Below are 25,850 nucleotides of genomic sequence, written 5' to 3'. Positions count from 1 at the left end.
CCTGATCCGCACCGAAGTCCAGATAGTCCTGACCCAGGAACGTGCCCACCAACCCCCGATGAGCGGTCACCACCCCCTTGGGCACCCCGGAAGAACCCGACGTGAACATCACACACGCCACGTCCTCCGGAGACACGTCCAGGCCGAGGTTCTCGGGATCGAGAGCCCCGATCCTCTCCGCCTCGATGTCGACCGCCACCTTGCGCGTCTCGGGCGCCTCCAGAACGGAGGACGACGCCGAGTCCCCGATCAGGGTGCGGATACCGGCGCCGTCGACCACGGCCTCCAACCGTGCCTTGGGGAAGGCCGGATCCAGCACCGTGTACCCCGCACCCGCCTTGAGCACCGCCAACAACGCCACCACCATCTCCGGCGACCGAGACAGATGCACCCCCACGATCTCGCCCGACCCCACCCCCTCCGCACACAGATATCGAGCCAACCGGTTCGCCCGAGCGTTCAACCCCCCATAGGAGACCTCCTCACCCTCGAACACCAACGCCACCGCCTCCGGCGCCCGCACCACCCTCTCCTCGAACACCTCGTGCAGGACTCGGTGACCCTCCGTCGTCTCTTCTCCCCGACCGAAACCCTCGACCACCTTCCGGGACTCGTCCTCGGAGACCGGGTCGAGATCCCCGAGCACGACGTCCGGGTCCCGGCGGATCGCCTCAAGGACACGGATGAAGGAGTCCGTGTACCGCTCCAGTTCCTCCTGGGAGAAGACCGACGGGTTGGCGTCGAAGTCGATGTGCAGGGCGCCTCCCCTGCGCCGCTGCAGGATGTCGATCCTCAATTCCTCGATGGGTCCCTGGAAGATGTTGTGCGGTACGCAGGGAAGCCCACCGAAATCGACGTCGTAGTCGAAGGACATGATGTTGATGAGCGGCCCGAACTCGCGGCGGGTCTGCGGGGTCTGGCCCAGTAGCCGTCGGGTCAGCGCGACCGGATGCCTCTGGTGCGGCAGGCAGGCCCGCAGGGAATCCGCCACGTCCCGGGCCACGGAGGCCACGGTTCCGACCGGGTCCACGTTCAGACGCAGAGGGATGACGTTGGAGGACATGCCCGGGGTCCGACGGCTCAACCCCGTGGTGCGCGCGGCCACGGGAAGGCTGATCAGAATGTCGCTCTCCCCCGTCCAGCGCTGGGTGTAGGCGGCGACGGCCGCCATCAACAGCTGTTTCCACCCCGTCCCGGCCTTCTTCGCCGCCCTTTCGATCTCGGCCACGTCCTCCTCTCCCACCAGCCGGGTGGAGCGCAGGTAGTGGCGACGGGGCTCCTCACGGCGCGGCATGAGCGAGGTATGGTGCGGAGCCCCCTTCAGGTAATCGGCCCAGAAGCGGGTGTCCTCCTCCTTCTCCGGCCCGTTCTCGTAGTCCCGCGCCTCGGCCAGGAGTTCACGGAAGGAGCCCAGGGGTTCACCGGCCCCCGTGCCGGCGAGCATCCCCGAGTACACCTCCGCGACGCGCCTGGCCAGGAGCATGAACGTATAACCGTCGACCATGAGGTGGTGCGCCCGCTGATACCAGAGGTGATGATCCGGTCCCAGACGGAACAGCGTGTGGGTATAGAGGGGGTCCCGGGTCACGTCCAGGGGCGTGGCCAGGTCCTTCCTCATGATCTCCAGAGCCGAGGCCCGGGGATCCTCCACGTCGGTGAGGTCGACGGTCCGCATGGGGTAGGTCAGGTCGGGGTCGAGACGTTGACGGGGTCCCGACTCCGTGACGAGGAAGCGCATCCGCAGGATTTCGCACTCCTCCACCATCGTGTTCACGGCGGATTCGAGGGCTCCCGCGTCGATCGCCCCCCGGAGCTCGTAGTACTCGCCGTTGTTGAGCATCGGGCTTTCGGGGTCCGATTCCCGGATGAACCAGAGACCGCTCTGCGCTTCGTTGAGCGGACGGGTTTCATCGAAGTCGCGGAGCATCGTTTCTCCCTTTTTCCTTTTCCAGATCGGCTGAACGATTCCGGTTCACCGAGGGACACCGGACATGGAGGATCCCGGCCCTGTACGAGGGCGGGGACCTTCACAGAGCGCGCGTCTCCTCCTTCGAGGTCCGCGCGGGCGACGAGGGGGAGTGCAGAAGGACGTCCTCCGGTGAGAGCGCGTCGGGCGAGTACACACCGAGGGCGCTGATGAGCAGCCTGGCCTCCATGGCCAGAGCGTCGACCAGGTTGATCAGACCGTTCTCCGGGTCCTCGTCCACCGCGATGAGCGCTGCGCGTCCAAGACCCACGGCGCGTGCCCCCAGGGCCAAGGCCACGACGGCCCTCCCCGCCTCCCAGATCCGTCCGGAGGCGAGCAGGCAACCCTCCGGTTCCCCGATACGACGCAGACACTCGCCCAAGGGCAGGCCCACACGGTCGAGGAAGACCGTCGGGGCCCAGCCGGACCCGCCTTCGGCCCCATCGACGGTGACCGCGTCGGCGCCGGCGGCCCACGCCACACGTGAGGCGTGCCCGACGTCGCGGCCGGGCGGCAGCTTCACCCAGATCGAGGCCCTGGGGAAGTTGTTCCGTGTGAACCGGATCTGCTGGTGGAGGATCTCCTCGGTGAAGGTCCCGGGGCTGGAACCGCGCAGTCGCAGACCGCTTTCCGGCCCCCAGGGGTCTCCGACGGCATAACGGTCGGTGAGGCGGTCCGCGTCGGCGTCGCCGATCAGGGTCATACCGCCCAGCCCCGGCTTGGCGCCTTGGCCGACCTTGAGTTCGAAGCCCAGACGGCCCGACTCCAACAACGGGGTCGCCGACGGGGAGGAGTAGAGCTGGTTCCATACCTCGGCGTCGGCGTCCTCCGTACTCTGCTGGACGACCACGCCGCCCCTGCCCGCGGGCAGGCCTTCGACGTAGGACTCCAGCCTGTTCACGAGAGAGGAGTCCGCCCTCGCTCCGTGGACGGGCGCCACGTTCTCGCCCACGACCATGGGGATGCCCAGCCGGCCGGCCTGCCGCCCCACCGATAGCGCGAGCTCGGTGCCTACCCGGGTGGATCCGAACGCCGAGACGTAGACGGGGAGCGTGGAGTCGAAACCTCCGATCCGGGTCTCCAGGTCGACGTCGCCGAAGAGCGGTTCGCGCGCCAGGTCTATGAGCTTCTCCAGGCGGCGGGGCATGAAGACCGGCGGCACGAGCCGTGCCCTGTCGAGCGGATCGTCGGTGATACGCGAGATCACGTCGGCCCCCAGGACCGCCCTTCCGTACTCGTCCTCCGGTGGGAAGATCGCCGCGGCGCCCTTCCGGGCCCGCTCTCGGATCGCCTCTTCGGGCAGGCCGCGGGCGTGTAGGCGACTCATGCCGACACCACCCCGGGAAGCTTCGGGTAGGCGGTGACCTGCCACAGGGATTCCATACCGGTCAGATAGCGCAGGAGTCTCTGGAGTCCCATTCCGAACCCGGCGCTCGCGGGCAGGCCCTGGCGGGCCTCCTTCAGGTACCAGCCGTACTTGGCCGGATTCTCTCCACTCTCCCTGATGGCCGTGACGATGGACGCGTAGTCGCATCGACGCTCACTGCCGCTGACCAGCTCTCCATAGCCGCCATGGCCCAGCAGGTCGAAATTGCGCAGGACCCCGGGACGTTCGGGATCCTCCATGTCGTAGAACCCGCGTGAACCCTTGGGGTAGTCGGTGATGAAGAAGGGCTTGTCGAACTTGTGGGACAGGAGTGTCTCGCCCTCCCAGTCGATCTCGGTGCCGGCGTCCTGGTCGTGGCCCACCTCGCGGAGCGCCTCGACGGCCTCGGCATGGGTCCGGGTCTCGAAGTCCTCCTGGAGCAGTTCCTTGAAGAAGACCGCGTCCCTCCCCAGGCCGCGCAGCAGTTCGGGGACCGTGTCGATCACGTGTCGGACGACGTGGGCGAGCAGGCCGCCGGCCGTCCTCATGGCCTCCTCCCGCGAGGCTCCGGCGATCTCCACGTCGATCTGGTGGAACTCGAAGAGGTGGCGTCCGGTGAAAGCGGTCTCCAAAGGTTCGGCGCGCACGTTCGGAGCGATGTAGAAGAGTTTGGGGAAGCCTCGCAGCGACGCCTGCTTATAGAGGATCGCGCTGGTCATGAGCTTGTAGCGGTGCCCGTAGAAATCGACGTCGAGCTGTTTGGCCCCGCGGCCTCCCGGGTCGGTGACCGGCCCGGTCAGGGGCGGCAGGAGTTCGACGAACCCCTGTCCGCGCAGATGGTCGCGGGCGGCGGCCAGCGCCTCCTGCTGGACGAGCATGATGTCGCGCGTCCTCTTCGCGGTGAGGTGTGCTCCCAGGGGCGGGATCTGCGCGATCTCTTCGAGGGTGCCGTGGTCGTGCATGGTTCCTCCGTTCCGGAGCGCCGGTCGCACCGGTCGCGTCGGTGGGCGGGCCGGTCGTTCACCCGGCCCGGTCGTAGCGCTGTTCGACGTGATGGAGCATCGTGAGCAGGGCGTTCGCGGTCAGTCGAGCTGGGCGGGCGGCGCCCAGAGAGGGGGCGATCGGCATGTTCCCCGTGGTCAGCCAGCGGAGCCGACCTTCGTCGTCGATGTAGCCGCGCGCCTCTCCCCGGTTGTCCGGGTGCAGGCAGAAGGGGAGATCGAGACGGCCGAGTTCGAACGCTCTCGGCAGGGCGCGTCCTACGTCGCGGTCGATGTCCAGAACCGCCTCGACCAGTGCTCTGGCCTCGGCGAGAACACCACCGTCACCGGCGTCGTACACCCGGGGCCCGCCCCCCTCCGACGCTCGGGCGCCGACCTCCAACGCTCGAACGTTCTCCTCGATGGTGGGGATACGGTGGGCCTCGGCCTCGGTCTTGACGATGACGCGCGCGGCCCCGGCCCGTACCGCGGTGCGGGCCGCCTGTTCCAGTAGGCGCCTCGCGCCCCACGACGTACGCGGGTAGACGCCCATGTAGGCGTAGAACACCACGTGCCACTGGGTATCGGGCAGATACTCCCCCGCGAGCCTGCGCAGGGCGAGTACGGCCTCCTCGTCCTGCCGGGGGTCGGTCTGCTGGGCGTAGCTGAGAGAGACGCTGTCGATACCGTGCTGCCGGAAGAAGATCCCCTCCAGCAGGCTGATCGCGACGAGCAGACCGGGCGGACAGAGCTGACCGAGCATGCAGCCGCCGAAACTCTCCATGTGGGGTCGGACGCCGTCGGAGCCGGACGCCGCGAAGACCTCCATGCTCTCGGCCCAACAGTCGACGGCCTCCCGCAAAGGGGTACGGCTGTAAGGAAGGCAGTAGGAGACGGGACCGCCCTCGGTGGCGTCCAGCCCCAGGCGTCCGAGCGCACGGAAGATGTCCTGAGGCCGTGACGAACCGTGTCGGACCTGCACGGGAAAACACTCGTCCCTGACCCCGTCCAAAAGCGCGACGGTCTCCTCGTCCGGCCGGGCGACGATGGGGTAGCCGTTGAGTTCGATCCCGTCCCTCAGAGCTCGACGGGCCGCCTCGTGGTCGCCGATCCGGGTATAGCTGTCCAGGGTCAGGGTGCCGACGGCGACCGCGTCGGCGGCTCTGGTCCTCTCCAACCCGGAACGCATACGGGCCAGGTCGCCGAAGCCCATCCGTGGTTGGACGACCAGACGCCCCCTGCGTTCCGCCTCGGCGACGAAATCACCGAACGAGGCCCCGGTGATCCGTTCCGCGCCGATCACGACACCGCTCTCAGTCCACGCGCCGACACGAACTCACGGAAACCGGCCAGATCGTCCTCGCCGAAGACCGCGTCGAATCCCTCTTGTAGAAGGCGACGGGTGAACCCGACGTCACGGACACCGTCGACGCCCAGCTTTCCGCCCACGACGAAGGGGATCCGTTCGAGACCGGGCACGGACCGTACGTTCCGGATGAGGCCGAGGGCGTCGTTGAACCCGTGCCCATTGACACTGCTCACCACGACCAGGTCCGGACGCCGCTCCAGGCATTCTCGGATCAATGTCTCCTCCGGAACACAGGATCCGATGTTCACCACTTCGTGCCCCATTTCCTCCAGCAGAAGCTGAAGAAAGATCAGGTTCCAGGTATGGGAGTCGGAAACGGTACTGGAAACGATCGATTTGGGACGGAATCCCGTAGCGCCGTCACCGAACATTGATCCCACCTCGAAAATGGTGCCGAGCAGTTGATTGCTTTTCTGTAGAGAACGTACTTCTCTCATGGCCGGAGAACGGGAAGAGCCATCGGCAGGTTCGGCGGCATATGCGCCGGTCGACTTTCAGACCGCGATGCGTACGGGCCCGTCGACGGTGAGCCCGCCCGGTACGCGCCGTGCGCGCAGAACACGCACCAGGTTGAGGGCGTGGACCCTGGACCGGCCCGTCCCCCTCTCGCAGCGGACCAGCCCGCGGGTGATGAGCCCGTTCAGCACCCGACCACAGTCCGCGATCGGAAGACCGCCGTTCCGGGCCAGGTCGTCGGTGCGCTCACCCTCGATATCCGCGCAGAGCAGGTCCAGGACGACCTCCTCCTGTGGGGTGCAGGAGGTCGCGACCCTGTTCAGAGCGTCTGCGGGCCCGGAGACACCCGCGCCGGTCAACGGGGTGAGGAACGGCAGAGGGTCCTCCCGCAGGCAGGAGAGCAGTGTCGCGGGGTCGTACAGGGTCAACCAGGTGGCCGCGCAGACCAGCGCGCCGGGCAGCCGGTCCAGAAGGGAACAGATCTCGGCCAGGCACGCGGTGTCCTCGGGGTCCGGGCTCGGCGCGATGCGCGTGTCCCTCAGGTGCCAGAGGAGGACGTCGATGGCGGCGGCGGGAGAGAGCGGAGCCAGTGGGAAGACCTGTTCTCCGGGCTCTCCGTAGGGACGCTCCGCGACGGCCAGCACACGCATCTCCGAGCACTCTCGCAGCAAACGCGCCAAGGCCAGAGGATCGGGGGCACCCGGGCGAGGCTCGTCCAGGACCAGGAGGGCCGGCCGGTCCCCCACCGCGCGGGAGAGCGCGGCCAGCCCACGGTGCCCCCCGTCCACGACACCGAACGGGGAGAACAGGTCCTCCACCGCACGCTCGACCAACTCGCCCAGCCCCGTGCCATGTTCCGCACAAGGGGAGAAGGGCGTGTGCCCTGTACCCATCGCCCATAGGACGGGGATCGCTCCGGAACGGTGGCAGCGCCGCGCGACCTCGACCGCGAAACGGCTCTTGCCCACCCCCGGGGCCCCGGTCACCGTCACAAGCCGTCGACCGGGGGAGGCGAGCGCCGTGGCGAGGGCATCGGCCTCGTTCCGGCGTCCCAGGATCGGGGTGCGCGGGACCGGAGGGGGCGCCTCCGCGGCGTACGGGCCGGAGAGATCGACCGGGTGGCCGGTACGTCTACCGGCGGCGGCCAAGAGGTCGGCGCCATCACGCTCGTTGAGTCGCAGCGCCCTCGCGAGCAGGCGGACCGTGTCCTTGCGGGGGTGACGGGCCCGACCGTGTTCCAGGTCCCGAATGGCCCGGACACTGATCGTGGAGAAGTCCGCCAACTCCTGCTGGGTGAATCCGATGCGAGAGCGATGCCGACGGAGCAGATCGCCGAAACGGTGGTTCTCGATACGGGATGCCATCCTGCGCGCCCTCTTTCCTCTGAGTCACTTCCGAACGCGACCCATCCTGGAAAGAAGCGCTATCCCCGGCGCATCCTCCGGTGAACCCCCGACCGATCCGGCGCGTTCCGGTCCACGACGGCGAGGGAGCACACCCGTCACCACCACCGTTCACCTGCGATGACGCGGCTCCTATCATGGCCCGTGTCGTGCTCGGAGGAGCGGCCACGCGTTATCGTCGTCAGGGATAGCGACGTGATAGCGAAACCATCGATCCGGGGATGCTCCTCGTCCCTAGATTCGTGTTCATCGAAGGAACGAACACGAAAGGCAGCACGATGAGACTCCCCCTGAGCATCGCCGCCGTCCTCCTCGCCGCCCTCGCCCTCGCCTCCCCGGTCGTCCTCACCGGGACCGCCCACGCCGATGCCTCGACGGTCCAGATCAGCCTGAAGAACGACCCCTGGGAGCCCTAGGCCGTAGCGTCCCGATGATCTCTTCGGCCTCGGCCAGTTCCCGTTTCGATCCTCGTTCGGAGAAGACTCCGGCCGCCTGTTCCGCCAACTCGATGGCCTGTTCCCGCTCCCCCAGGCCCGCCAGCAGCCGCGCCAGGTCCAGACCCACCTCGGCCCGACCCTCCCGATCCCGGATCTGCTCGCGCACGGCGAGGGAACGGCCGAGGAAGCCCCGCGCCTCGTCCGTGCGCCCCAACGATCCACTGACCCGACCCAGGTCGTGCAGAAGGTAGCCCTCCCCGATCGGGTCGCGTAGCTCGCGCACCAGCTCGAACGACTCGGAGAGGATCCCGAACGCCTCCTTGTGCTCTCCCCTCAAAAGCGCGTACTGACCCAAACGTCGCATCACCTGTGCCCGGCTCCGTGGATCTCCGGTGGTCTCGGCGTACTCACGTGCGCGAAGGAGACAGTCCATACCCCGTTCCTCCTCGCCCAGAGACATGTACAGGTGCCCGCTGAGCAAAAGGGCCCGGCCCATGCCCGCGATATCGCCGATCGACTCGAAGCCCGTGTGCGCCCGCTCGCAGTACTCCAGCGCGCGACGCCGATCGCCGCCCATGTTCGCCAGATGCGCGAGTTCGCGCAGGCACTTGGCCCGGCCGAGCGTGTCATCGAGCCCGGTGAAGGCTTCGAGCGCCGTGGTCATGGCGAGCTCGGCCTCGTCATTGCGCCGTTGGTCCAGGTAGAGACAGCCGTAGGAGAAGGTGAGGGCGGCGATCCCCCTCCGGTTGTCCGCGGCACGCACCGCCTCCATCGCGGATCGGTTGGCCGCCGCCCACTCGTCGGTGTGACAGCGCCGTCCGAACAGCGTCAACAGCGAGACGGCCAGGTCCCAGCAGAGTTCGTCCAGACCGGCCGCCGCGGCGATGTCCACGGCCGCGTACAGGTTGTCCTGCTCGCCTTCGAGCCAGTCCATCGGATCGACGAGCACCCGTTCGACCAACCGACGAGGCGGTCGCCAGCGCGACCCCTCACCGTGCAGAAGCAGATAGTCCCCGCCGTGGATACGACGATTGGCCTCGTCCACCAGACCGAGCCAGCCTCCGACCAGACGGACGGTGGCCTCCGCCCGATCGGACTCCGTCTCCTGTTCGAGGAGACGTTCTCGGGCGAACAGTCGAATGATGTCGTGGTAGCGATAACGAGGGTCTCCGCCCGGATCGATCCCGGTGACGTCCAACATCTGCGCGTCCACGAGCGGTTCGAGCAGGTCCGACGGATAGAGGCGACGGTCGTCCAAGAGCGCTCCCGCGACCCAGCCCGGCTGGCTCGCCCCCTCCGTGAGGGCGAACAGGCGCAGAGTCCTTCGTGTCAACGCGTCCATACCGTCGTAGGTCAGGGAGAGGCTGGCACGCACCCCCAGCTCGCCATGGGTGAGTTCGTCCAAGCGGTGACGCTCGTCGGAGAGACGGTTGACCATGGAGGCCAGCGACCAGTGCGGCCGCGCGGCCAGGCGCGCGGCGACGATACGCAGTGCCAAAGGCAGCCTGCCGACCGAACGCACCAACGCCTCCGCCGCGGCGGGCTCTCCGTCCACCCGGTCAGGACCGACGATACGGCGGAGGAGGTCGAGGGAAGGCCCCTTCTCCAAGACGTCGAGTTCGGCGAGGACCGCCCCCGGCACCCCGGTGAGTCTGGCCCGGCTCGTGACGATCACACCACAGCCCGAGGAACCTGGGAGGAGGTCCTCGACCTGGCGTTCCGATCGGGCGTCGTCGAGTACCACCAGGACCCGGCGATCGGACAGGAGACTGCGGTACATCTCGGCCCGTTCGTCACGTCCCTCCGGAACGGCCTGGCCGGGGATGCCCAGAGCGCGCAGGAAGCGGGCGAGCGCGTCCGCGGTCTCCGTGGGTTGGTCGCGGCTGCCCCTCAGGTCGCAGTAGAGCTGTCCGTCGGGGAACCGCTCCTCGCCCAACCGGTGCGCGACGTGAACGGCCATGGCGCTCTTCCCGACCCCGGGCCGGCCGATGACGACGGCGACACCGACGGCGTGTCCGCGCTCGGGCACGGTGAGGGTGGACTCGACGGCCTTGATCCACTCGGAACGTCCGACGAAGTCCGCGGTGTCCGCCGGTAACTGGCGGGGGCGGGCTTCGATGCCAGCCGGGGACGAGCCCGGATCGTCCACGGCCTCTTCGGACCGAGGCCGCGCGACGCCGGTCCGGACGGGCACGGTCGAAGGCGTGGAGACCGAGGAGGCCCCGGGATCGGGGGTCCGGATCCGACCGAGGAGAGAGGGGTCGGCGGAGAGTATGGCCGACTCCAACGACCTCAGTTCCCCGCCGGGTTCCAGCCCCAATTCGTCGATGAGCAGATCCCGCCCCCTGCGGTAGGTCTCCAGCGCCTCGGCCTGGCGCCCGGAGCGGTACAGGGCGACCATCAACTGCCCCCTCAGCCGCTCGCGCAGGGGGAAGTCCTCGACGAGTGCGGTGATCTCGCCGATGAGTCCGTGGTGGAGCCCGAGTCCGAGTTCGAGATCGAGGTAGGTCTCGATGAGGCTGATCCGGCTCTCGTCCAAACGGGTGGCCTTGGTTCCCAGACTGCGGCTGGAGACACCGCTGAGCGTCGCCCCCCGCCAGAGGCCCGTGGCCTTGCGCAGGAGGACCGCCGCCTCCGCGTCACGTCCCTCCCTGATGACGACCTCGGCCTCGGCGGCCAACCGCTCACAGCGGCGAACGTCGATGGCGTCGGCGTCCGCCTGCAACAGGTATCCGGGCGGCCGGGTCACGAGGACGGCACCGGTGGAGGCGAGGCTCTTGCGCAACCGGGAAATACAGATCTGCACTTGAGTGCGCGCGGTACCAGGTGGATCTTCGTCCCATATCGCGTCGACGAGCGAATCGGTGGAAACGACGCGTCCCGCGTCCAGCAGCAGGGCGGAGAGGACGACCTGTTGTCGGCCCGGAGGGATACGCACATGACCAGCGGATCCTTCGACCTCCAGAGGGCCGAGAATTCTGAAGGGAGGGTCCCCCAAATCCTCGGCAAGTGTTCCTGATCTGATACCGAACCCTCTTCCCGCCAGGGCCAGAACAGGCCGAACAAAACTTCCTGAAAAATCCCGTCGAATAATTTAGCCATGCCAAAGCCGAGGCGTCAACGCCACCAACGCGAAAAGCCGGGAAATCCCTGGTAGCGAGATGATAGTGAATGAATAGCCGGAACCGGGATCATGATCATCCAGGCCTGCACGCCCCTGCGGCCTCCCCGTTTTCATCCCGGATCACGGCCATCGAAGACACCGGAGAAGAGAGGAGGTGACGGACGTGTCAATCGGAAACGGTTGTGACTTCCCATCACCAAAAGCAACGATCACCTCACTGGGAGTGGAACACGTTCGCCTGTCCTACCACTATTTGGATACCGGTGACATTGATGGATATGTGTCGCTTCTGGCACCCGATGTGCAGATAAAGCGGCCGGACATGCCTCTGGCCCACGGGCGTTCCGAGGCGGAAAGGTTCTGCGGCGCCCACCTCGGGCCACGCGGCGTCCACACCCTCTACAGGGTGTTCGGCGAGGCCGGGAACATCGCCGCCGTCGGCCGGTTCGCGTCCGCGCGGAATGGACATCTCCTCGGCGGAGAGGAGACGGACTTCGTCGATATCTTCACCTTGGCCGAGAACGGCCTGATCCTCGGCCAACGCCGTTTCCTGTCACCGACGTACCCCCACGGCCGACGCTTCGACGAGACCTCTCCCCGATGACACGCCCGTCCACGCCGGCGCCCACCCTCCCGGTGTCCGTCCGCCGGGCGGGTCTTCTGCGTGACGGGGCCGGAGCGCAGTGCGACGGCCATGGCCACAAGCGGTCAAACCAGCCCCTGAGACCCTCCTGAACTGGGACGTTCGGTAGAGTTCCGACACGGTTCCCGAACGGAACGACGGTGTACCGGGGTCTCGGCGTGTCCGACCCCGGAGGGCATGAGGAGAGTGGGTCGGGCGGGATGGGACTTTTCCTGAGCACCGCCTTCGGATTCCCCACCGTCCTGTTCACCCCGCTGCTCATCGTCGTCCTCGGCTACTGGATCTTCGTGATCGTCGGCGCGGCCGACACCGAGACGCTCGACAGCGTGGACGCCGACGGCGACGCCACCGGGCTGAGCGCCTTCCTGAGCCGGGCGGGGATGGGAAGAGTCCCGGTGACCGTGGCCCTGACCATGCTCGTCTCCGTGGCCTGGTTCGTCAGCATGATGGGGAGCATCGTGACCAGCCTCGTCGGCACCACCTCGACCCCCCTGCTGTACGCCCTGGGGGCCGTCGTCCTGCTCATCGCGCTGGTCGCCGCCTGGGCGGTCACCAGCGGCCTGGTGATGGGCCTCCAGCGCTTCCTGCCCAAGCGCGCCGGCGGGTCCAAACACGAGCTGGTCGGCCGCACCTGCCTCATCCGTATCGGTGAGGCCCACGGGTCCTTCGGCCAGGCCGAGATCACCACCGCGGGCGGGGCCGCCATCTCCATCCCCGTGCGCACCACCGGCGGCGAGATCCTCCCCGTCGGCGGTACCGCGCTCATCTTCGACCACCGGCAGGAGGACGACGTCTTCCTGGTGACCGCCTTCGATCCCGCGCTGGATCCCGGACAGTCCTCCTGACGCCACACCCCGTTCCACCGGTTCCGCTCCCTTTCACCCGCCGTGAGCAGGGACTTTCTTTCGTCCGAATGGAACCGTTCGTCCCATCGACGCGTCTCACCCCGTGACGAGCGCTTCCGGTACGGCCCTCCCGCGACCGTCCTCCAGCCTCCCGGTACCGCGCGTCCAGACCCACGTCACTCGTAGAAAAGAGACCCCTACGTGTTGCTGAGCGCCCCCACCACCGGTCAGGACGCGGCCGACGCCGCCTTCATGACCGTCGGCGTAGCCCTCGCCATCGGTATCGTCGTCCTCCTCGCCCTGCTCCTGATGGTGACCAGACTCTTCCGCAAGGTCGAACAGGGCAAGGCCCTGATCATCTCGAAGGTGCGGGACGTCCACGTCACCTTCACCGGCGCCATCGTCCTTCCGGTCCTGCACAAGGCCGAGGTCATGGACATCTCGCTCAAGACCCTGACCCTTGAGCGCGGTGGCCGCGAAGGCCTGACCTGCAAGGACAATATTCGCGCCGACATCAAGGTGTTCTTCTACGTCCGGGTGAACGAGACCGCCGAGGACGTCAAGAAGGTCGCGAAGGCGATCGGCACCGAGCGCGCCAGCGACCAGGACACCCTCCAGGAGCTCTTCAACTCCAAGTTCTCCGAGGCCCTCAAGACCGTCGGCAAACAGTTCGACTTCGAAGAGCTGTTCACCCACCGCGAGGAGTTCCGCCAGGCGATCGTCTCCCTGATCGGCACCGACCTCAACGGCTACATCCTCGAAGACGTCGCCATCGACGAGCTGGAGCAGACCCCGCTGCACCAGCACGACTCCAACAACATCCTGGACGCGCAGGGCATCTCGAAGATCACGGAGCGCACCTCCAAGGAGCACAAGCGCACCAACGAGTTCGAGAACGACCGCAAGAAGGAGATCGACCGCCAGAACACGGAGACCGCCGAGACCCTCGCCGAGCTGGAGAAGCGTCGCGAGGAGGCGGCCGCCAAGGCCAAGCGCGAGATCGAGATCATCCGTGCCCGTGAGGAGGCCGAGACCGCCCGCGTCCAGGCCGAGGAGCGGCTGAAGGCGGAGACCGCCAACCTGCGCACCAACGAGCAGCTCGGCGTCCAGCACCAGAACCAGCAGCGCGAGATCGCGGTCGCCGAGAAGAACCGCGAGCGGGTCATCGCCATCGAGAGCGAGCGCATCGAGAAGGACCGTCTGCTGGAGGTCATCGGCCGCGAACGCGAGACCGAGCTGAGCCGGATCTCCAAGGACAAGGAGGTCGAGGCCGAGAAGCGCGAGGTCGCCGACGTCATCCGTGAGCGTGTGGCCGTCGACCGCACCGTCGCCGAGCAGGAAGAGGCGATCAAGAAGCTGCGCGCGGTCGAGGAGGCCGAGCGCCAGCGTCAGGCCATCATCATCCACGCCGAGGCCGAGGCCCAGGAGAACCTGGTCAAGGACATCAAGGCCGCCGAGGCCGCCGAGGCCGCGGCCAAGCACAAGGCCCAGGAGGAGCTCACGCTCGCCGAGGCCCGTCAGCAGGCCGCCGAGCTGGACACCCGCGCCAAGATCCGTCTGGCCGAGGGGCTCCAGGCCGAGGCCGCGGCCGCCGGTCTGGCCGAGGTCCAGGTCCGCGAGCAGGACGCCGAGGCCGTCGAGAAGCTCGGCCGCGCCGAGGCCGTCGTGGCCCGCGAGAAGGCCGAGGTCGAGGCCGACGCCATCGAGAAGAAGCTGCGCGCCGAGGCCGCGGGTCTGACCGACAAGGCCGAGGCGATGGCCGCCCTGGACCAGGTCAGCCGCGAGCACGAGGAGTACCGTCTCCGCCTGGACGCGGAGAAGGAGGTCCGCCTCGCCGGGATCGACGTGCACCGCCACATCGCCGAGGCCCAGGCCACGGCCATGGCCGCCGGCCTGGAGAGCGCCGACATCAACATCGTCGGTGGCGACGGCGCCTTCTTCGACCGCATGGTCAACTCGATCGGCATGGGCAAGGCCGTGGACGGCTTCGTCAACGGCTCCGACACCGTCCAGGCTCTGGGCAACGGCTGGCTCAACGGCGAGGGCGACTTCGCCGCGGACATGAAGCGGATCCTGGCCGCGGTGGACACCGAGGACCTCAAGAACCTCACCGTCTCCGCCCTGCTGCTCAAGCTGATCGGCGCGGGCGGCGAGGACACCGGCAAGCTGAACCGGCTGCTCGGCACGGCCCGCTCTCTGGGGCTGGACCAGCTGCCCGTGACCACTCTCGCCCCCGTGAAGCAGTGAGGTAGTCCTCCGTGACCGAGGCCCAGTCCCAGGAGACCGAAGGCCCCGGGCCCGAAGCCGAGGACGCGCGGACGCTGGACGCGGGCACCTACGAGGTGCTCCGCGCCCGGCTCCGTGAACAGACCGGCGAGCTGGCCCGGCGGACCGAGGAGCTCAACGACCGCCGTCTGGAGGTGTTCGGCGGCACCGAGCTCTCCCTGCTCGGCACCGAACGCATCCGTACCGAGCACAACTGTGCACCCCGCGACCTGGTGAGCGTGGGGGACGGTACCGACGGGGCCGTGTTCCTGTTCGGCTACAACGTCTACATCGGGATGCAGAGCACCACGCACGTCTCCGACGTGTTCTCGCTGCACCGATACGAACACGACGGCGATTCCTTCTCGTTCGTCGACGCACCCGAGGACGCCGTCTCCGGACTGCTCTCCGACGAGCGTTTCCGGCAGGAGTTCGAGCGGCTCTACCGCTACTACCGCGACGCCCGCCTGCTCCAGTTGAGGCGGGTGGAGGAGCGTCTGCTCGCCGTCTTCCAGACCGGGCCGAGCACGGAGGACGTCCGGGTGCTGCGGTGGTCGGTCTCCCCCACCGGGAAGATCGCCTACCTCGACGACCGGGGCGAACGCGACCACGTGTTCCCGCCCTCGCACGAGTTCGAGTGGGTGGAGGCCACCCGCGAGGACCACGTGCAGGGGCGGCACCCGCACATCTCGATCCACGACGAGTTGTTCGTCGAGACGGTCGGCGGCGACCTGACCATCAAGATCGAGAACAACACCGAGGTCGGCGAGGGCATCTACAGCGAGCCCGTCGACGAGCCGCTCCAGAGTCTGGCCGACGCGGCGGTGTTCCACGCCGAGGTCGGCCCGCTCATCCTGCTGCGGATCCTGCCCTACAACGAGTCCACGTGGCGCTACCTGGTCTTCAACACACGGACCAAGGGGGTCGAGCGTCTCGACGGCATCGGCCAGTCCTGTCAGCGTCTGCCCGACGACCAGGGGCTCATCTTCCCCGGCGGCTACTACCTGTCCACCGGGGTGGCGCGCACCTTCGACACCGACGTCACCGACCTGGAGTTCGAGCGGGTCGTGCGCTCGCCCAACGGCGAGGACGTGCTGTACGTCTTCCACTCGCGGGCGGACGGCCGCAGTCTGCTGCTGCCGTACAACACCATCCGCAAGGAGGTCGCCAACCCGATCGTCTGTCACGGCTACTCGCTGTTCGACGACGGGACCATGACGGTCTTCCGCGACAACTCGGGCGAACCCACACGGGTCCACCCGATGCAGGTCTGGCGGACCCCGTTCGTCTCCGACGTCTACGCGGCGGCCCAACCCGTGGGCACCGGACCACTGGAGCGGATCGGCAACGCCGAACTGGTCCAGGGTGTCTCCGAGTGTCTGTCGGTGGCCCGGATCGCCGAGGACATGACCCCCTCCAGCGAGGTGTTCGCCGCCCTCATCGCCTCCTGCCGCCGGGTCCTGGACCGGTTCCACTGGCTGGGCGACGACGAGCTCGGCGACCTCGCCTCCCCGCTCACCGAGGTGCGCGGCACCGCCGAGCGGGTGCTGGAGGAGTTCGAGACCGTCCAGGCCCTGACCCGTCAGGCCGCCGAGACCCTCGCCGAGACCGAGGAGAAGGTCACCTCGCTGATCCGCCGGTCCCGAGGGGAGACCCCCCGGTCGGCGGAGGGATGGGTGACCCGGCTGACCGAGCTGCGCCGGGCCCAGGGGCGGACCGCCACGCTGCGCGAGACACGCTACGTGGACACCGACCGGATCGACGCGCTCGAAGGGCGTCTCGACGAGGAGATCGCCTCCACCGGCCGGCGCACGGTGTCCTTCCTCGAACAGGAGGACGCCTTCGACGGCTACCACTCCGAGGTGGAGCGGCTGGTCGAGGAGGCCGAGGCCCTGGAGGCGGTCAGCGCCGCCACCGCCGTCGGCGAGCGCATCGCCGAACAGACCGAAGGGCTCCAGGTCGTCACCGAGGTGATCGGTTCCCTGGACATCGGCGACGCCCAGGTGCGCACCCGCATCCTGGAGCGGATCAGCGAGGTGATGGGCGGGGTCAACCGCGCCCGCGCCACCCTGGACTCCCGGCGCAAGGAGCTGCTCGCCCTGGAGGGGCGGGCCGAGTTCGCCGCCGAGTTCGCCCTGCTCGGTCAGGCCGTCACCGGGGCGATCGCCGCCGCGGACACCCCGGACGGCTGCGACGAGCAGCTCGGCCGGATCATGCTGCAACTGGAGAACCTGGAGTCGCGCTTCGCGGAGTTCGACGACTTCCTCCAAGAGCTGGCCGACAAGCGCGAGGACGTCTACGAGGCGTTCTCCACCCGCAAACAGGCCCTGGTGGACGAACGGTCCCGCAGGGCCGACCGCCTGGCCTCCTCCGCCGCCCGGGTCCTGGAGGGGGTGCACCGGCGGGTCGCCACGCTGACCACCCTGGAGGACATCAACACCTATTTCGCCTCGGACGCGATGGTGACGCGGCTGCGCCGCACCGTCGAGGAGATGCGCGAACTCGGCGACACCGTGCGCGCCGAGGAGCTGGAGGGGCGGATCCTCGCCGCCCGACAGGAGGCGGGACGGGCCCTCCAGGACCGCGCCGACCTGTTCGAGGGCGGCGTCGGCGGCGAGACGATCCGGTTGGGCCGCCACCGCTTCGCGGTCAACACCCAGCCGATCGACCTCACCCTCACCCCGCACGACGGGCGTATGTCGGTGGCCATCACCGGCACCGACTTCCGGTCGCCCGTCACCGATGAGGCCTTCCAGGAGACCGAACGGCTGTGGGACCGGCTGCTGGTCTCCGAGAGCCCCGACGTGTACCGGTCCGAGTACCTGGCCACGTCGATCCTGGCGAGGGCCGAGGACGGCGAGGGCACGCCGACCCTGGAGGCCCTGAACGAGGCCGTCCTGCACCCCGAGAACGGCGACTCCCTGGCCTCTCTGGTCCGCGGGGTCGCCGAGAGCCGCTACGACGAGGGCTACGAACGGGGCGTGCACGACCAGGACGCCGCCCGGATCCTGGCCGCGCTGCTCCGTCTGCGCGCCGGCGCCGGACTGTTGCGCTACCCGGGAGGGGTGCGCGCGGTCGCCCAGATGTTCTGGGCGTTCGGCGCCGACAAGGAGCGTCAGCGCGCCTGGCGGACCCGGGCCGGCTCGTTGGCGCGGGCCCGGAGCGTGTTCGGGGCCCGACGGTCGTCGGCGATCGAGGCGTTGCGCGCCGAACTCGCCGGGAGTGTGGACTCCTTCCTCGTCGAGACCGGGCTGTACCAGGACACCGACCTCGACCTGGTGGGCGAGTACCTGTTCGAGGAGCTGGCACTGGACGGCCCCAACGAGCGGGGGTTCGTCTCCGGCGCGGGTGCCCGCACCCTGCTGGACCGCTTCCACCGTGCCCTCGGCAGCACCAGGGAGACCACCCGCAAGGCCTTCGAGGAGGACCTGCGGAGGTTGGGCGACGACGTGTCCGCCCGTCACCAGTTGGTGACGGCGTGGTTGGAGGCCTACGGCACCACGTTGGAGGAACCGATCGCCGAGGGCGACCTGCCCGAGGCCGTCGCCCTCGAGCTGGCCTCCGTGGACCGCTACGAGTCGTCCGCCGCCGTGGAGGAGCGGGTCGCGGGGCTGCTCGGCTCCCACCCCCGCGTCACCGAACGGTCCCTCACGGTCCGGCTGGACGAGATCCTGCCGCGCACCCGACGGTTCCGGACCCTGGACGTGCCCGCCTACCGGGACTTCCAGCGGCGACGCAACGAACTGGTGGCCGCCGAACGCGAACGTCTCCGGTTGGACGAGTACCGACCGAAGGTGATGAGCGGCTTCGTCCGCAACCGTCTGCTCGACGAGTCGTACCTGCCGCTGATCGGCAACAACCTCGCCAAACAGCTGGGGGCGGCCGGCGACGACAAGCGCACCGACCAGAGCGGGCTCCTGCTGCTCATCTCCCCGCCCGGCTACGGCAAGACCACGCTCATGGAGTATGTGGCGAGCCGCCTGGGCCTGGTGTTCGTCAAGGTGAACGGGCCCGCCCTCGGGCACGGGGTCACCTCGTTGGACCCGGCCGAGGCACCGGACGCCACCTCCCGCCAGGAGGTCGAGAAGATCTCCTTCGCGTTGGAGATGGGCTCGAACACGATGCTGTACCTGGACGACATCCAGCACACCGATCCCGAGCTGTTGCAGAAGTTCATCTCCCTCTGCGACGGCCAACGGCGGATGGAGGGCGTCTGGGAGGGCCGTACCCGCACCTACGACCTGCGCGGCAAACGGTTCGCGGTGTGCATGGCCGGTAACCCCTACACCGAACAGGGCAAGCGCTTCCGGATCCCGGACATGTTGGCCAACCGCGCCGACGTGTACAACCTGGGCGACGTGCTGTCCGGCAAGGAGGAACTGTTCGCGCTCAGCTACATCGAGAACGCGCTCACCTCCAACCCGACCCTGGCCCCGCTGTCGACGCGTGACCGTGAGGACGTGTACACGTTCGTGCGCATGGCCCAGGGCGACGACTCGGTCGGCACCGACCGGTTGAAGCATCCGTACTCGGCCGCCGAGGTCGACCGGATCGTGTCGGTGCTGCGGAAGATGCTGCGGGTGCAGGAGGTCGTGCTGGCCAACAACCAGGCCTACATCGCCTCGGCCGCCCAGTCCGAGGACTCGCGCACCGAACCGCCGTTCCGACTCCAGGGGTCGTACCGGAACATGAACCGGCTCGCGGAGAAGATCGTGCCGGTCATGAACGACGCCGAGGTGGAGGCCGCGATCGACGACCACTACGTGGGCGAGGCCCAGACCCTCACGTCGGGCGCGGAGGCCAACCTGTTGAAGCTGGCCGAGCTGCGCGGGGTGATGACCCCCGAGCAGGAACGACGCTGGACCGAGGTCAAGGAGGGCTTCCGTCGGGGCCGTGCGCTGGGCGGCGCCGAGGACGACCCGATGACCCGCGCCATCGGCGCGATGGGCCTGCTGGCCGACCGTGTCGGCGAGATCGGCGCCGCCCTCGACCACGACCGACGCTGATCACCCACCCCGAGGGCCGCCGTGACCCCCACGGCGGCCCTTCGTGTGCCACGGCTCGTCTCCGTCCGTAAGGGTCCCCTCCTACCGGTCGCCCTCGGGAAGGATCCGGCGTCGGTGTCGGAAGGCGTCGAGAAGAAGGTGCCCTGTGCTGCGCGGGCCGCTCCGAACGTGAACGGAGCAGGGGCCCGGACCGGCCGCAAGCCTCTACGATATGGGGAACACGATCGCCTCCCCCGGAACGGCTCGGTTCCACAGGGACGCCCTCATGTTCGATGGGCTCCGGCACGGGAGGCTCCCCGACCTCAGGGGGATCGACGCTCGATCCGCTGGATCAGCCCGTCGATGATGATCTCCGCCCCCTCTTCGAAGACCTGCGCGGCGTCGACCCGGCCGAAGGCCGGAAGACTGCGCCTGAGGTAGGGGTGGCTCTCCAGGCTCTCGGCCGAAGGACCTGTGCGCCCGGGAGCCTCGCCCTTCGGAGGGTTCCTGGAAGTGAACCCCTCCACCGAGGAGAGTACGTGGGCGGTGAGCAGCTGGGATATCGCCACCGCCTCCTCCTCGTCGAATCCCGCCCGGAGAAGGATGCCCAGCGTCGTCTCGATGTGACCGAGCCGGTGGGGACCCGTGGGCGGGCGCTCTCGCAATAGAGCGGCCGAGTCACGGTGTGCGAGCAACAAGGTTCTGAACTGGCGCAGGCCACTGATGAGCTGGTCGGGCCAGGGAAGGCCCTCGTCGATATGGATCGCGTCGGCGCAGATGGCCTCGGCCACCAGGTCGAGCAGCTCCTCCTTGTTCTTGACGTGCCAGTACAGCGTGGGCGATCGGACACCGAGTCTGGCCGCGAGCCTGCGCGTACTCAGCCCGGCCAGACCCACTTCGTCCAGCAGTTCCACGGCCGCACGAGTGATCCGGGGGCGGTCCAGGGCATGACGATGCCGCTGCTGGGTCGAGCCGGGTTCCATGGGACCGGACATTAGCAGTGACAGAGAGACCTATCGTTGGTAGCGTTTCCCTATCAGTGATAGAGAACAAGTGGAGGACAGGGTGAACACCTCTTCCTTACCGAGGCGAGGTTCCTCGAACGACACGGTCTGGACGCGTCGACTCCAGATACTCGTCTTCGTCTGCTCTCTCGTCTTCACCATCGGCACGACCCTTCAGAACTTCGTCATCGTCGATGCCGCGATGCTGCGCCACACCATGGAGCTGGCCGGTCTGGGTCCGGCGGAGGCCGCCGAGAGCGTTCCCGGTTTCCTCACGGGGTTCCGCGCCGTCGGCTGCGTGTTCATCGTCGGAAACGCCCTGGGCATGTTCGCCTTGTGGGGGCGCCCCTGGGTCTACTGGTGGGCCCTCGCGATCAACGCGGGACAGGCCGCCGGAGTGGTGATGATCCCGCCTGAGGTCTTCCGTGCCTCGGCCGACCTGTACGGCCCGGCCGGTCTACTACCCACCCTGATCACAGACGGCGGTGCCCTCGTCCTTCTGGTGGTCCTGCTGGGTTTCCTCCTCGCCTACCGGACGACCTGGGCGAGGAGGCGCCCCGCTCACGCCCCCGGGTGACGGGCGGTCGTACTCGGAGCGACCTTCCGGCCACTCTCGGGCGAACCTCGTCAGAGACGGATGGTCTCGCGATTCGGGTCCGTGATCATCTTCGGGTCGCGGTCGCGCAGGAGGGCGACGATCGGGGCGACGGTGTCGGCCTTCTGAGCGTATTCGCCCTCTTCGGCCTTGAGCCCCACGACCTGGAAGAACAGCACCAGGCCGTTGTCGGTGTCCATGACACGGATGTCGACGTCGGGCACGATCGCGAGCGAGGTCATGTCGCCGTTGGCGGGCTCGCCGCCCAGCGGGGCGGGGGTGACGATCCAGTGGCCGACGTCCAGGGCGGTACCGGCGAGGAACTGCGAGGCGAGCGCGTGCAGGACGCGGAGGATCCACGCGGGCACGGTCTCGTCGCCGTCCTCGCGCGGGATACGGCAGGTGAACTCGAACCCGGCTCCGGAGACGCGCTTCTCCTCGCTGGTCTTCTCGCCCAGTTCGGTGAGGCCGAAGGTGACGAGGAGCCAGTGTCCCTCCAGGGGGTAGGCGAGCACCCCGTTCAGGCCCTCCGTGGAGCCGTCGGCGGCGAACTGGACGGTCAACGGACGCACGTCCGGGTACTTCTCCGCCCATCCCTCGTAGATCCGGGTGAGTCCGGGAAGGATCTCCAGCATCGTGTGTCGCTCTCCTGCTCGATGTACGACGTCGCACCCCAGAGGATACGAGTGCCCCGGGGGCACCCCGACCGACGTGTGTGTTTCGATCATGCCCTCGGGGTGAGAGAGACCACGCGGGCCCTGAGAGACGAACGGGAAGAGGACCATGCGAGATCTGAACACTCCGTCCGGCGAGCGACCACTGCCGGTCCTGGGTCAGGGGACCTGGGGCATGGGCGAGACGGCCTCGGCGCGGGCGGACGAGGTGGCGGCGTTGCGGCACGGGCTGGACCTGGGTCTGGGGCTGATCGACACGGCCGAGATGTACGGCTCCGGCGGCTCGGAGGAGGTGGTCGGCGAGGCGATCCGTGGACGCCGGGACGAGGTGTTCCTGGTCAGCAAGGTACTACCGCACAACGCCGACCGGTCGGGCACCGTGGCCGCCTGTGAGCGGAGCCTGCGTCGCCTGGGCACCGACCACCTGGACCTGTACCTGCTGCACTGGCGTGGCGGGCACCCGTTGGAGGAGACCCTGGAGGCCTTCGCCGAGCTGCGGGACGCGGGGAAGATCGGGGCGTTCGGGGTGAGCAACCTGGACACCGACGACATGCGCGAGCTGCGTTCGGTCCCCGGCGGCGAGGAATGCGCCACCGACCAGATCCTGTACAACCTCACGCGTCGGGGGCCGGAGTTCGACCTGCTCCCCTGGTGCCGTGAGCACGGGATCCCGGTGATGGCCTACTCCCCCATCGAGCAGGGGCGCCTTCTGGGCGACGAGGTGCTGGGCCGGATCGCCGAGGAGCACGGGGCCTCGCCCGCTCAGGTGGCCCTGGCCTGGATCCTGACGGACCGGAACCTGTGCGCCATTCCGAAGGCGAGCAGGGTCGAGCACGTCGAGGCCAACCGGGCGGCTCTGGACCTGCGTCTGACCTCGGACGATCTGAGGGCCCTCGACGAGCGCTTCCCCGCTCCCACCGGGAAGGTGCCGTTGGAGATCCTCTGATCCCTCGGACGACACGGCGATGTCGGTCTTTACGAGGACCTTGCATCACCCTCCGTAGTGTGTTCCCCCTCTCCTCGACGGCAGGAGAGGGGACCGAACGGGAGATACCGAGTGAGCAGCAGTGATCCGACCGCGGCGGGGGGCGTCGTGGGGTGGGTGGTCGGCCTGATCGAGCCGTTGGGCGGCCCCGGAGTGGCGCTGGCTCTGGCTCTGGAGAACCTCTTTCCGCCGATCCCCAGTGAGGCGATCCTCCCCTTGGCGGGGTTCACCGCGTCCCGCGGGGAGCTGGGGCTGGTCGAGGTGATCGTCTGGGCCACGATCGGGTCGTTGACAGGCGCCGTGATCCTCTACGGGTTGGGGGCCTGGCTGGGTCGGGAGCGTTTTCGCGCGCTCGCCGGGCGGGTGCCTCTGGTGAAGGTCTCCGACATCGACCGGACCGAGGCCTGGTTCCTGCGGCACGGCACCAAGGCCGTGTTCCTGGGGCGGATGGTGCCGGTGTTCCGTAGTTTCATCTCGATCCCGGCCGGGATCGAGCGGATGAACCCGCCCCTCTTCCTGTTCCTCACCGCTCTGGGCAGCACCCTGTGGAACACGCTCTTCATCCTGCTCGGCTACCACTTGGGCGAGCGGTGGCACCTGGTGGAGGGGTACGTCGGGATCGGATCCAAGGTGGTCCTGGGGGCGGTCGCGGTGGCGTGCGTCTGGTTCGTGGTGGCCCGGGTCAGGGAGCGTCGGCGCGCGCGAAGAGAGGGCGGCAAGGGCGGAGAGGCCCGTCCCGACGAGGAGGAGGACACATTCTCCTGTCCTTGAGGTGAGAGTCCGGGGCGCCGCGGCGAGGGGTCTTGTCGGGCTTCGGGGAACGGTTGTAACTTTCCTCCGAGTCACACGCCCATGAAGAAAACCGCCGACAGTGCTCCGGTCGGTGTTCCTTCTCCCCTCGAACCCGCTCAAGAGGTGGATCCGTGAAGACCCCCCGACCGCGACGCCTGCGACGCGCTCTGACCACACTCACCGCCCTGGCCGCGGCCGCGCTGCTCTACGCGCCGCAGACCGCCTTGGCCGACACCCCCGATTTCGTGCCCACTCCGGCCGACACCCCCGCCGAGCGTGAGGCCGCCGACCGTCAGGCCTTGAACGACAAGCTGGCCGCCACCGCCATCCCTCCCGGCCCGTTGAGTTTCGGGGCCGAGCCCCTGGCCGCCGCCAGGAGCGCGGCGGAACGGGCCGCCGCCGACGCCTCCTGCTCCATCACCTCCGAATCGGCCACCGCCCTGGCCCTGGCCCCGGTCTGGCCGGAGGTGTCGGCGAGTTCCCCGCTTCCGCCCTCGCCGATGACCCTGTCCCGTTACGACAACCAGTCCGGCCTCTACGATCCCGCCGGACGCGACGGGCTGTTCTTCAACCCCGGCGTGGGCCTGTGGCAGATGGACTCGGCCGGCCTGGGCACGAACAACACCGCCGGCGAGGCCATCGACTCGGTGTGGGTCTCCGACTTCGTGGTGCCCTACATCGTGAACAAGTACTGCGCCGCCCTCGAAGGCGGGGCCGCCGCCCCCGACGCCCGCGCCCGGGCGTGGGCGGACTGGAACGCCTGCCGCGGCGGAGACTGCGACACGATGTACTGGCGCGCGATGAACACCGGGATCACCTCGGACCCGTCGGTGAACCGCTATGGCGGGGCCGAGCCCCGCACCTGCGCCTTCGGCGGGACCTCGTACGACTGCCTGTTCGTGGACGTCTCCAAGGCCCAAGGGGCGACCTGGTGGACCAATCCGGGAAGCGGACGCTCTCCCGTGCCGCATCCGTTCTACGTGTTCAGGGCCGGCGGCGAGGAAGTGCGCGTCTGGTTGGCCGAGGATTCCGGTCACGGAACGCACGTGAGCGTGACACGGCCGTTCGGCGGAAACGCGCGTGACTCCCTGACCTGGACCGATGGCCAGGGGGTGTGCGACACGACCGCGGGTCGTGGAGCCTGCTGATCACGGAATGTCGAATAGAACGGGCTCTGGTCTCTTATGGGACCAGAGCCCACTTTTGTTTCTCGTAGTTCCCTCGGTAACACGTAGAAGAACCGAAGGCCACGTTCCAGAAAAGGATCAATACAACCTCTATCGACCTGCGAACTTACATGTTACTTTCTTTCTCTCCCGGGGGATCCGATTGGCAGATACCGACAAAGAGGTCCTGATGCCCCATTCGACGGCACCCGCGATCGACCTGCCCGAGCTCGACTTCGACGACATGGAGGTGATGAGCGTCCGCGAGGCGGTCGCCGTCCCGGAGACCGGCGCCACCAGTGGCTCCAGCTCCTGCACCTCCACCTCGTGCTGCGGCTCCAGCAGCTGCTGCTCCGGTGGCTCCTGCGGCTGACCCGCACACGACACGGACCAACCTCCGTACCCCGTTTCACCATCCCCACACAACCCCAGACGGAATTCGCGCTCTCTCACGGGAAAGCGTGAATTCTCCATGGGCGCACCGGTTGTATCGCGCCCACATCCCCTTCCCCCGTCCAGAAGAAGGTGCCCGATGGCCACCAAGGAAACCGCTGTTATCGACCTGCCCGAGCTCGACTTCGACGACATGGAGGTGATGAGCGTCCGCGAGGCGGTCGCCGTCCCGGAGACCGGCGCCACCAGTGGCTCCAGCTCCTGCACCTCCACCTCGTGCTGCGGCTCCAGCAGCTGCTGCTCGTCGGGATCGTGCGGCTGACCTTCTCCAAGGGCGACCCCGCTTCCGTCGGGGTCGCCCCCTCTCACCGTCCCCCACGCCCCCAGAAGAAGCAGGACGAG

20 protein-coding genes are annotated in these 25,850 nt (G+C 68.3%); 11 read left to right on the top strand and 9 right to left on the bottom strand.

Going from position 1 to position 25,850, the window contains the following annotated elements:
* From U9J66_RS23190 to U9J66_RS23165, 6 genes are all read right to left on the bottom strand, one after another.
* Positions 1 to 1,927: condensation domain-containing protein (locus U9J66_RS23190; RefSeq protein ID WP_326338727.1), on the bottom strand; the 1,927-nt coding region annotated here is incomplete at its 3' end.
* A 100-nt stretch (positions 1,928 to 2,027) separates the two neighbouring features.
* Positions 2,028 to 3,293, bottom strand: a complete 1,266-nt coding sequence (locus U9J66_RS23185) for a glutamate synthase-related protein (protein ID WP_326338726.1) — start codon at positions 3,291 to 3,293, stop codon at positions 2,028 to 2,030.
* Positions 3,290 to 4,294, bottom strand: a complete 1,005-nt coding sequence (locus tag U9J66_RS23180) for an asparagine synthetase A (protein ID WP_326338725.1) — start codon at positions 4,292 to 4,294, stop codon at positions 3,290 to 3,292. Before U9J66_RS23180 ends, U9J66_RS23185 begins: the two co-directional genes overlap by 4 nt.
* A 58-nt stretch (positions 4,295 to 4,352) precedes the next feature.
* Positions 4,353 to 5,615: a methylaspartate mutase gene (locus tag U9J66_RS23175; RefSeq protein ID WP_326338723.1), complete on the bottom strand. Its 1,263-nt coding sequence runs from the start codon at positions 5,613 to 5,615 to the stop codon at positions 4,353 to 4,355.
* The gene (locus U9J66_RS23170) at positions 5,612 to 6,118 is read right to left on the bottom strand and encodes a cobalamin B12-binding domain-containing protein (RefSeq protein ID WP_326338722.1); all 507 of its coding nucleotides are present in this window, start codon (positions 6,116 to 6,118) and stop codon (positions 5,612 to 5,614) included. The genes U9J66_RS23175 and U9J66_RS23170 overlap by 4 nt, the downstream gene beginning before the upstream one ends.
* 57 nt (positions 6,119 to 6,175) lie before the next feature.
* On the bottom strand, positions 6,176 to 7,501 hold the full coding sequence (locus tag U9J66_RS23165) for a helix-turn-helix domain-containing protein (protein WP_161110812.1): 1,326 nt from the start codon (positions 7,499 to 7,501) through the stop codon (positions 6,176 to 6,178).
* A 317-nt stretch (positions 7,502 to 7,818) separates the two neighbouring features.
* On the opposite strand from U9J66_RS23165, the gene U9J66_RS23160 reads away from it, so the two are divergent.
* Complete coding sequence (locus tag U9J66_RS23160) at positions 7,819 to 7,956, top strand: hypothetical protein (RefSeq protein WP_014911456.1); 138 nt, start codon at positions 7,819 to 7,821, stop codon at positions 7,954 to 7,956.
* On the opposite strand, the gene U9J66_RS23155 is transcribed toward U9J66_RS23160, so the two are convergent.
* Complete coding sequence (locus U9J66_RS23155; RefSeq protein WP_326338719.1) at positions 7,925 to 10,915, bottom strand: AfsR/SARP family transcriptional regulator; 2,991 nt, start codon at positions 10,913 to 10,915, stop codon at positions 7,925 to 7,927. The two genes, U9J66_RS23160 and U9J66_RS23155, sit on opposite strands and share 32 nt — an antisense overlap.
* Positions 10,916 to 11,264: 349 nt before the next feature.
* Between U9J66_RS23155 and U9J66_RS23150 the strand changes: the two genes are divergently transcribed.
* From U9J66_RS23150 to U9J66_RS23135, 4 genes are all read left to right on the top strand, one after another.
* Complete coding sequence (locus U9J66_RS23150; RefSeq protein WP_161110814.1) at positions 11,265 to 11,705, top strand: nuclear transport factor 2 family protein; 441 nt, start codon at positions 11,265 to 11,267, stop codon at positions 11,703 to 11,705.
* A gap of 239 nt (positions 11,706 to 11,944) precedes the next feature.
* Positions 11,945 to 12,589, top strand: a complete 645-nt coding sequence (locus U9J66_RS23145; protein ID WP_017533073.1) for an OB-fold-containig protein — start codon at positions 11,945 to 11,947, stop codon at positions 12,587 to 12,589.
* A gap of 201 nt (positions 12,590 to 12,790) precedes the next feature.
* Positions 12,791 to 14,836 carry a flotillin family protein gene (locus tag U9J66_RS23140; protein ID WP_326338717.1) on the top strand — a complete coding sequence of 682 codons (2,046 nt, stop codon included), beginning with the start codon at positions 12,791 to 12,793 and terminating at the stop codon, positions 14,834 to 14,836.
* Positions 14,837 to 14,847: 11 nt separating this feature from the next.
* On the top strand, positions 14,848 to 19,860 hold the full coding sequence (locus U9J66_RS23135) for a DNA repair ATPase (RefSeq protein WP_326338716.1): 5,013 nt from the start codon (positions 14,848 to 14,850) through the stop codon (positions 19,858 to 19,860).
* 302 nt (positions 19,861 to 20,162) lie between these two features.
* Here the strand turns inward: U9J66_RS23135 and U9J66_RS23130 are convergent, their stop codons facing one another.
* Positions 20,163 to 20,822: a TetR/AcrR family transcriptional regulator C-terminal domain-containing protein gene (locus U9J66_RS23130; protein ID WP_326338714.1), complete on the bottom strand. Its 660-nt coding sequence runs from the start codon at positions 20,820 to 20,822 to the stop codon at positions 20,163 to 20,165.
* 82 nt (positions 20,823 to 20,904) lie between these two features.
* On the opposite strand from U9J66_RS23130, the gene U9J66_RS23125 reads away from it, so the two are divergent.
* Complete coding sequence (locus U9J66_RS23125) at positions 20,905 to 21,420, top strand: hypothetical protein (protein WP_161110816.1); 516 nt, start codon at positions 20,905 to 20,907, stop codon at positions 21,418 to 21,420.
* 50 nt (positions 21,421 to 21,470) lie between these two features.
* On the opposite strand, the gene U9J66_RS23120 is transcribed toward U9J66_RS23125, so the two are convergent.
* Positions 21,471 to 22,073, bottom strand: coding sequence for a suppressor of fused domain protein (locus tag U9J66_RS23120; RefSeq protein ID WP_326338713.1), 603 nt, complete (start codon positions 22,071 to 22,073; stop codon positions 21,471 to 21,473).
* Positions 22,074 to 22,221: 148 nt separating this feature from the next.
* Here U9J66_RS23120 and U9J66_RS23115 point away from each other — a divergent pair, with 148 nt between their 5' ends.
* The 5 genes from U9J66_RS23115 to U9J66_RS23095 all read left to right on the top strand — a co-directional run bounded on the left by U9J66_RS23115 (position 22,222) and on the right by U9J66_RS23095 (position 25,770).
* Complete coding sequence (locus U9J66_RS23115; protein ID WP_042284380.1) at positions 22,222 to 23,058, top strand: aldo/keto reductase; 837 nt, start codon at positions 22,222 to 22,224, stop codon at positions 23,056 to 23,058.
* A gap of 111 nt (positions 23,059 to 23,169) precedes the next feature.
* The gene (locus tag U9J66_RS23110) at positions 23,170 to 23,868 is read left to right on the top strand and encodes a DedA family protein (protein WP_017533068.1); all 699 of its coding nucleotides are present in this window, start codon (positions 23,170 to 23,172) and stop codon (positions 23,866 to 23,868) included.
* 152 nt (positions 23,869 to 24,020) lie between these two features.
* Entirely contained in the window at positions 24,021 to 25,037 is a 1,017-nt protein-coding gene (locus U9J66_RS23105; RefSeq protein WP_326338712.1) for a hypothetical protein, read from the top strand.
* 208 nt (positions 25,038 to 25,245) lie between these two features.
* Complete coding sequence (locus U9J66_RS23100; protein ID WP_017533065.1) at positions 25,246 to 25,428, top strand: thiazolylpeptide-type bacteriocin; 183 nt, start codon at positions 25,246 to 25,248, stop codon at positions 25,426 to 25,428.
* A gap of 159 nt (positions 25,429 to 25,587) precedes the next feature.
* Positions 25,588 to 25,770 carry a thiazolylpeptide-type bacteriocin gene (locus U9J66_RS23095; RefSeq protein WP_017533064.1) on the top strand — a complete coding sequence of 61 codons (183 nt, stop codon included), beginning with the start codon at positions 25,588 to 25,590 and terminating at the stop codon, positions 25,768 to 25,770.
* The last annotated feature ends 80 nt before the right edge of the window (positions 25,771 to 25,850 follow it).

It is taken from the genome of Nocardiopsis sp. LDBS1602 (genome assembly GCF_035818715.1).
Taxonomy (GTDB): domain Bacteria; phylum Actinomycetota; class Actinomycetes; order Streptosporangiales; family Streptosporangiaceae; genus Nocardiopsis; species Nocardiopsis alba.
Note: the sequence above shows the minus strand (reverse complement) of the source record. Positions and strands in the feature narration are given on the sequence as shown.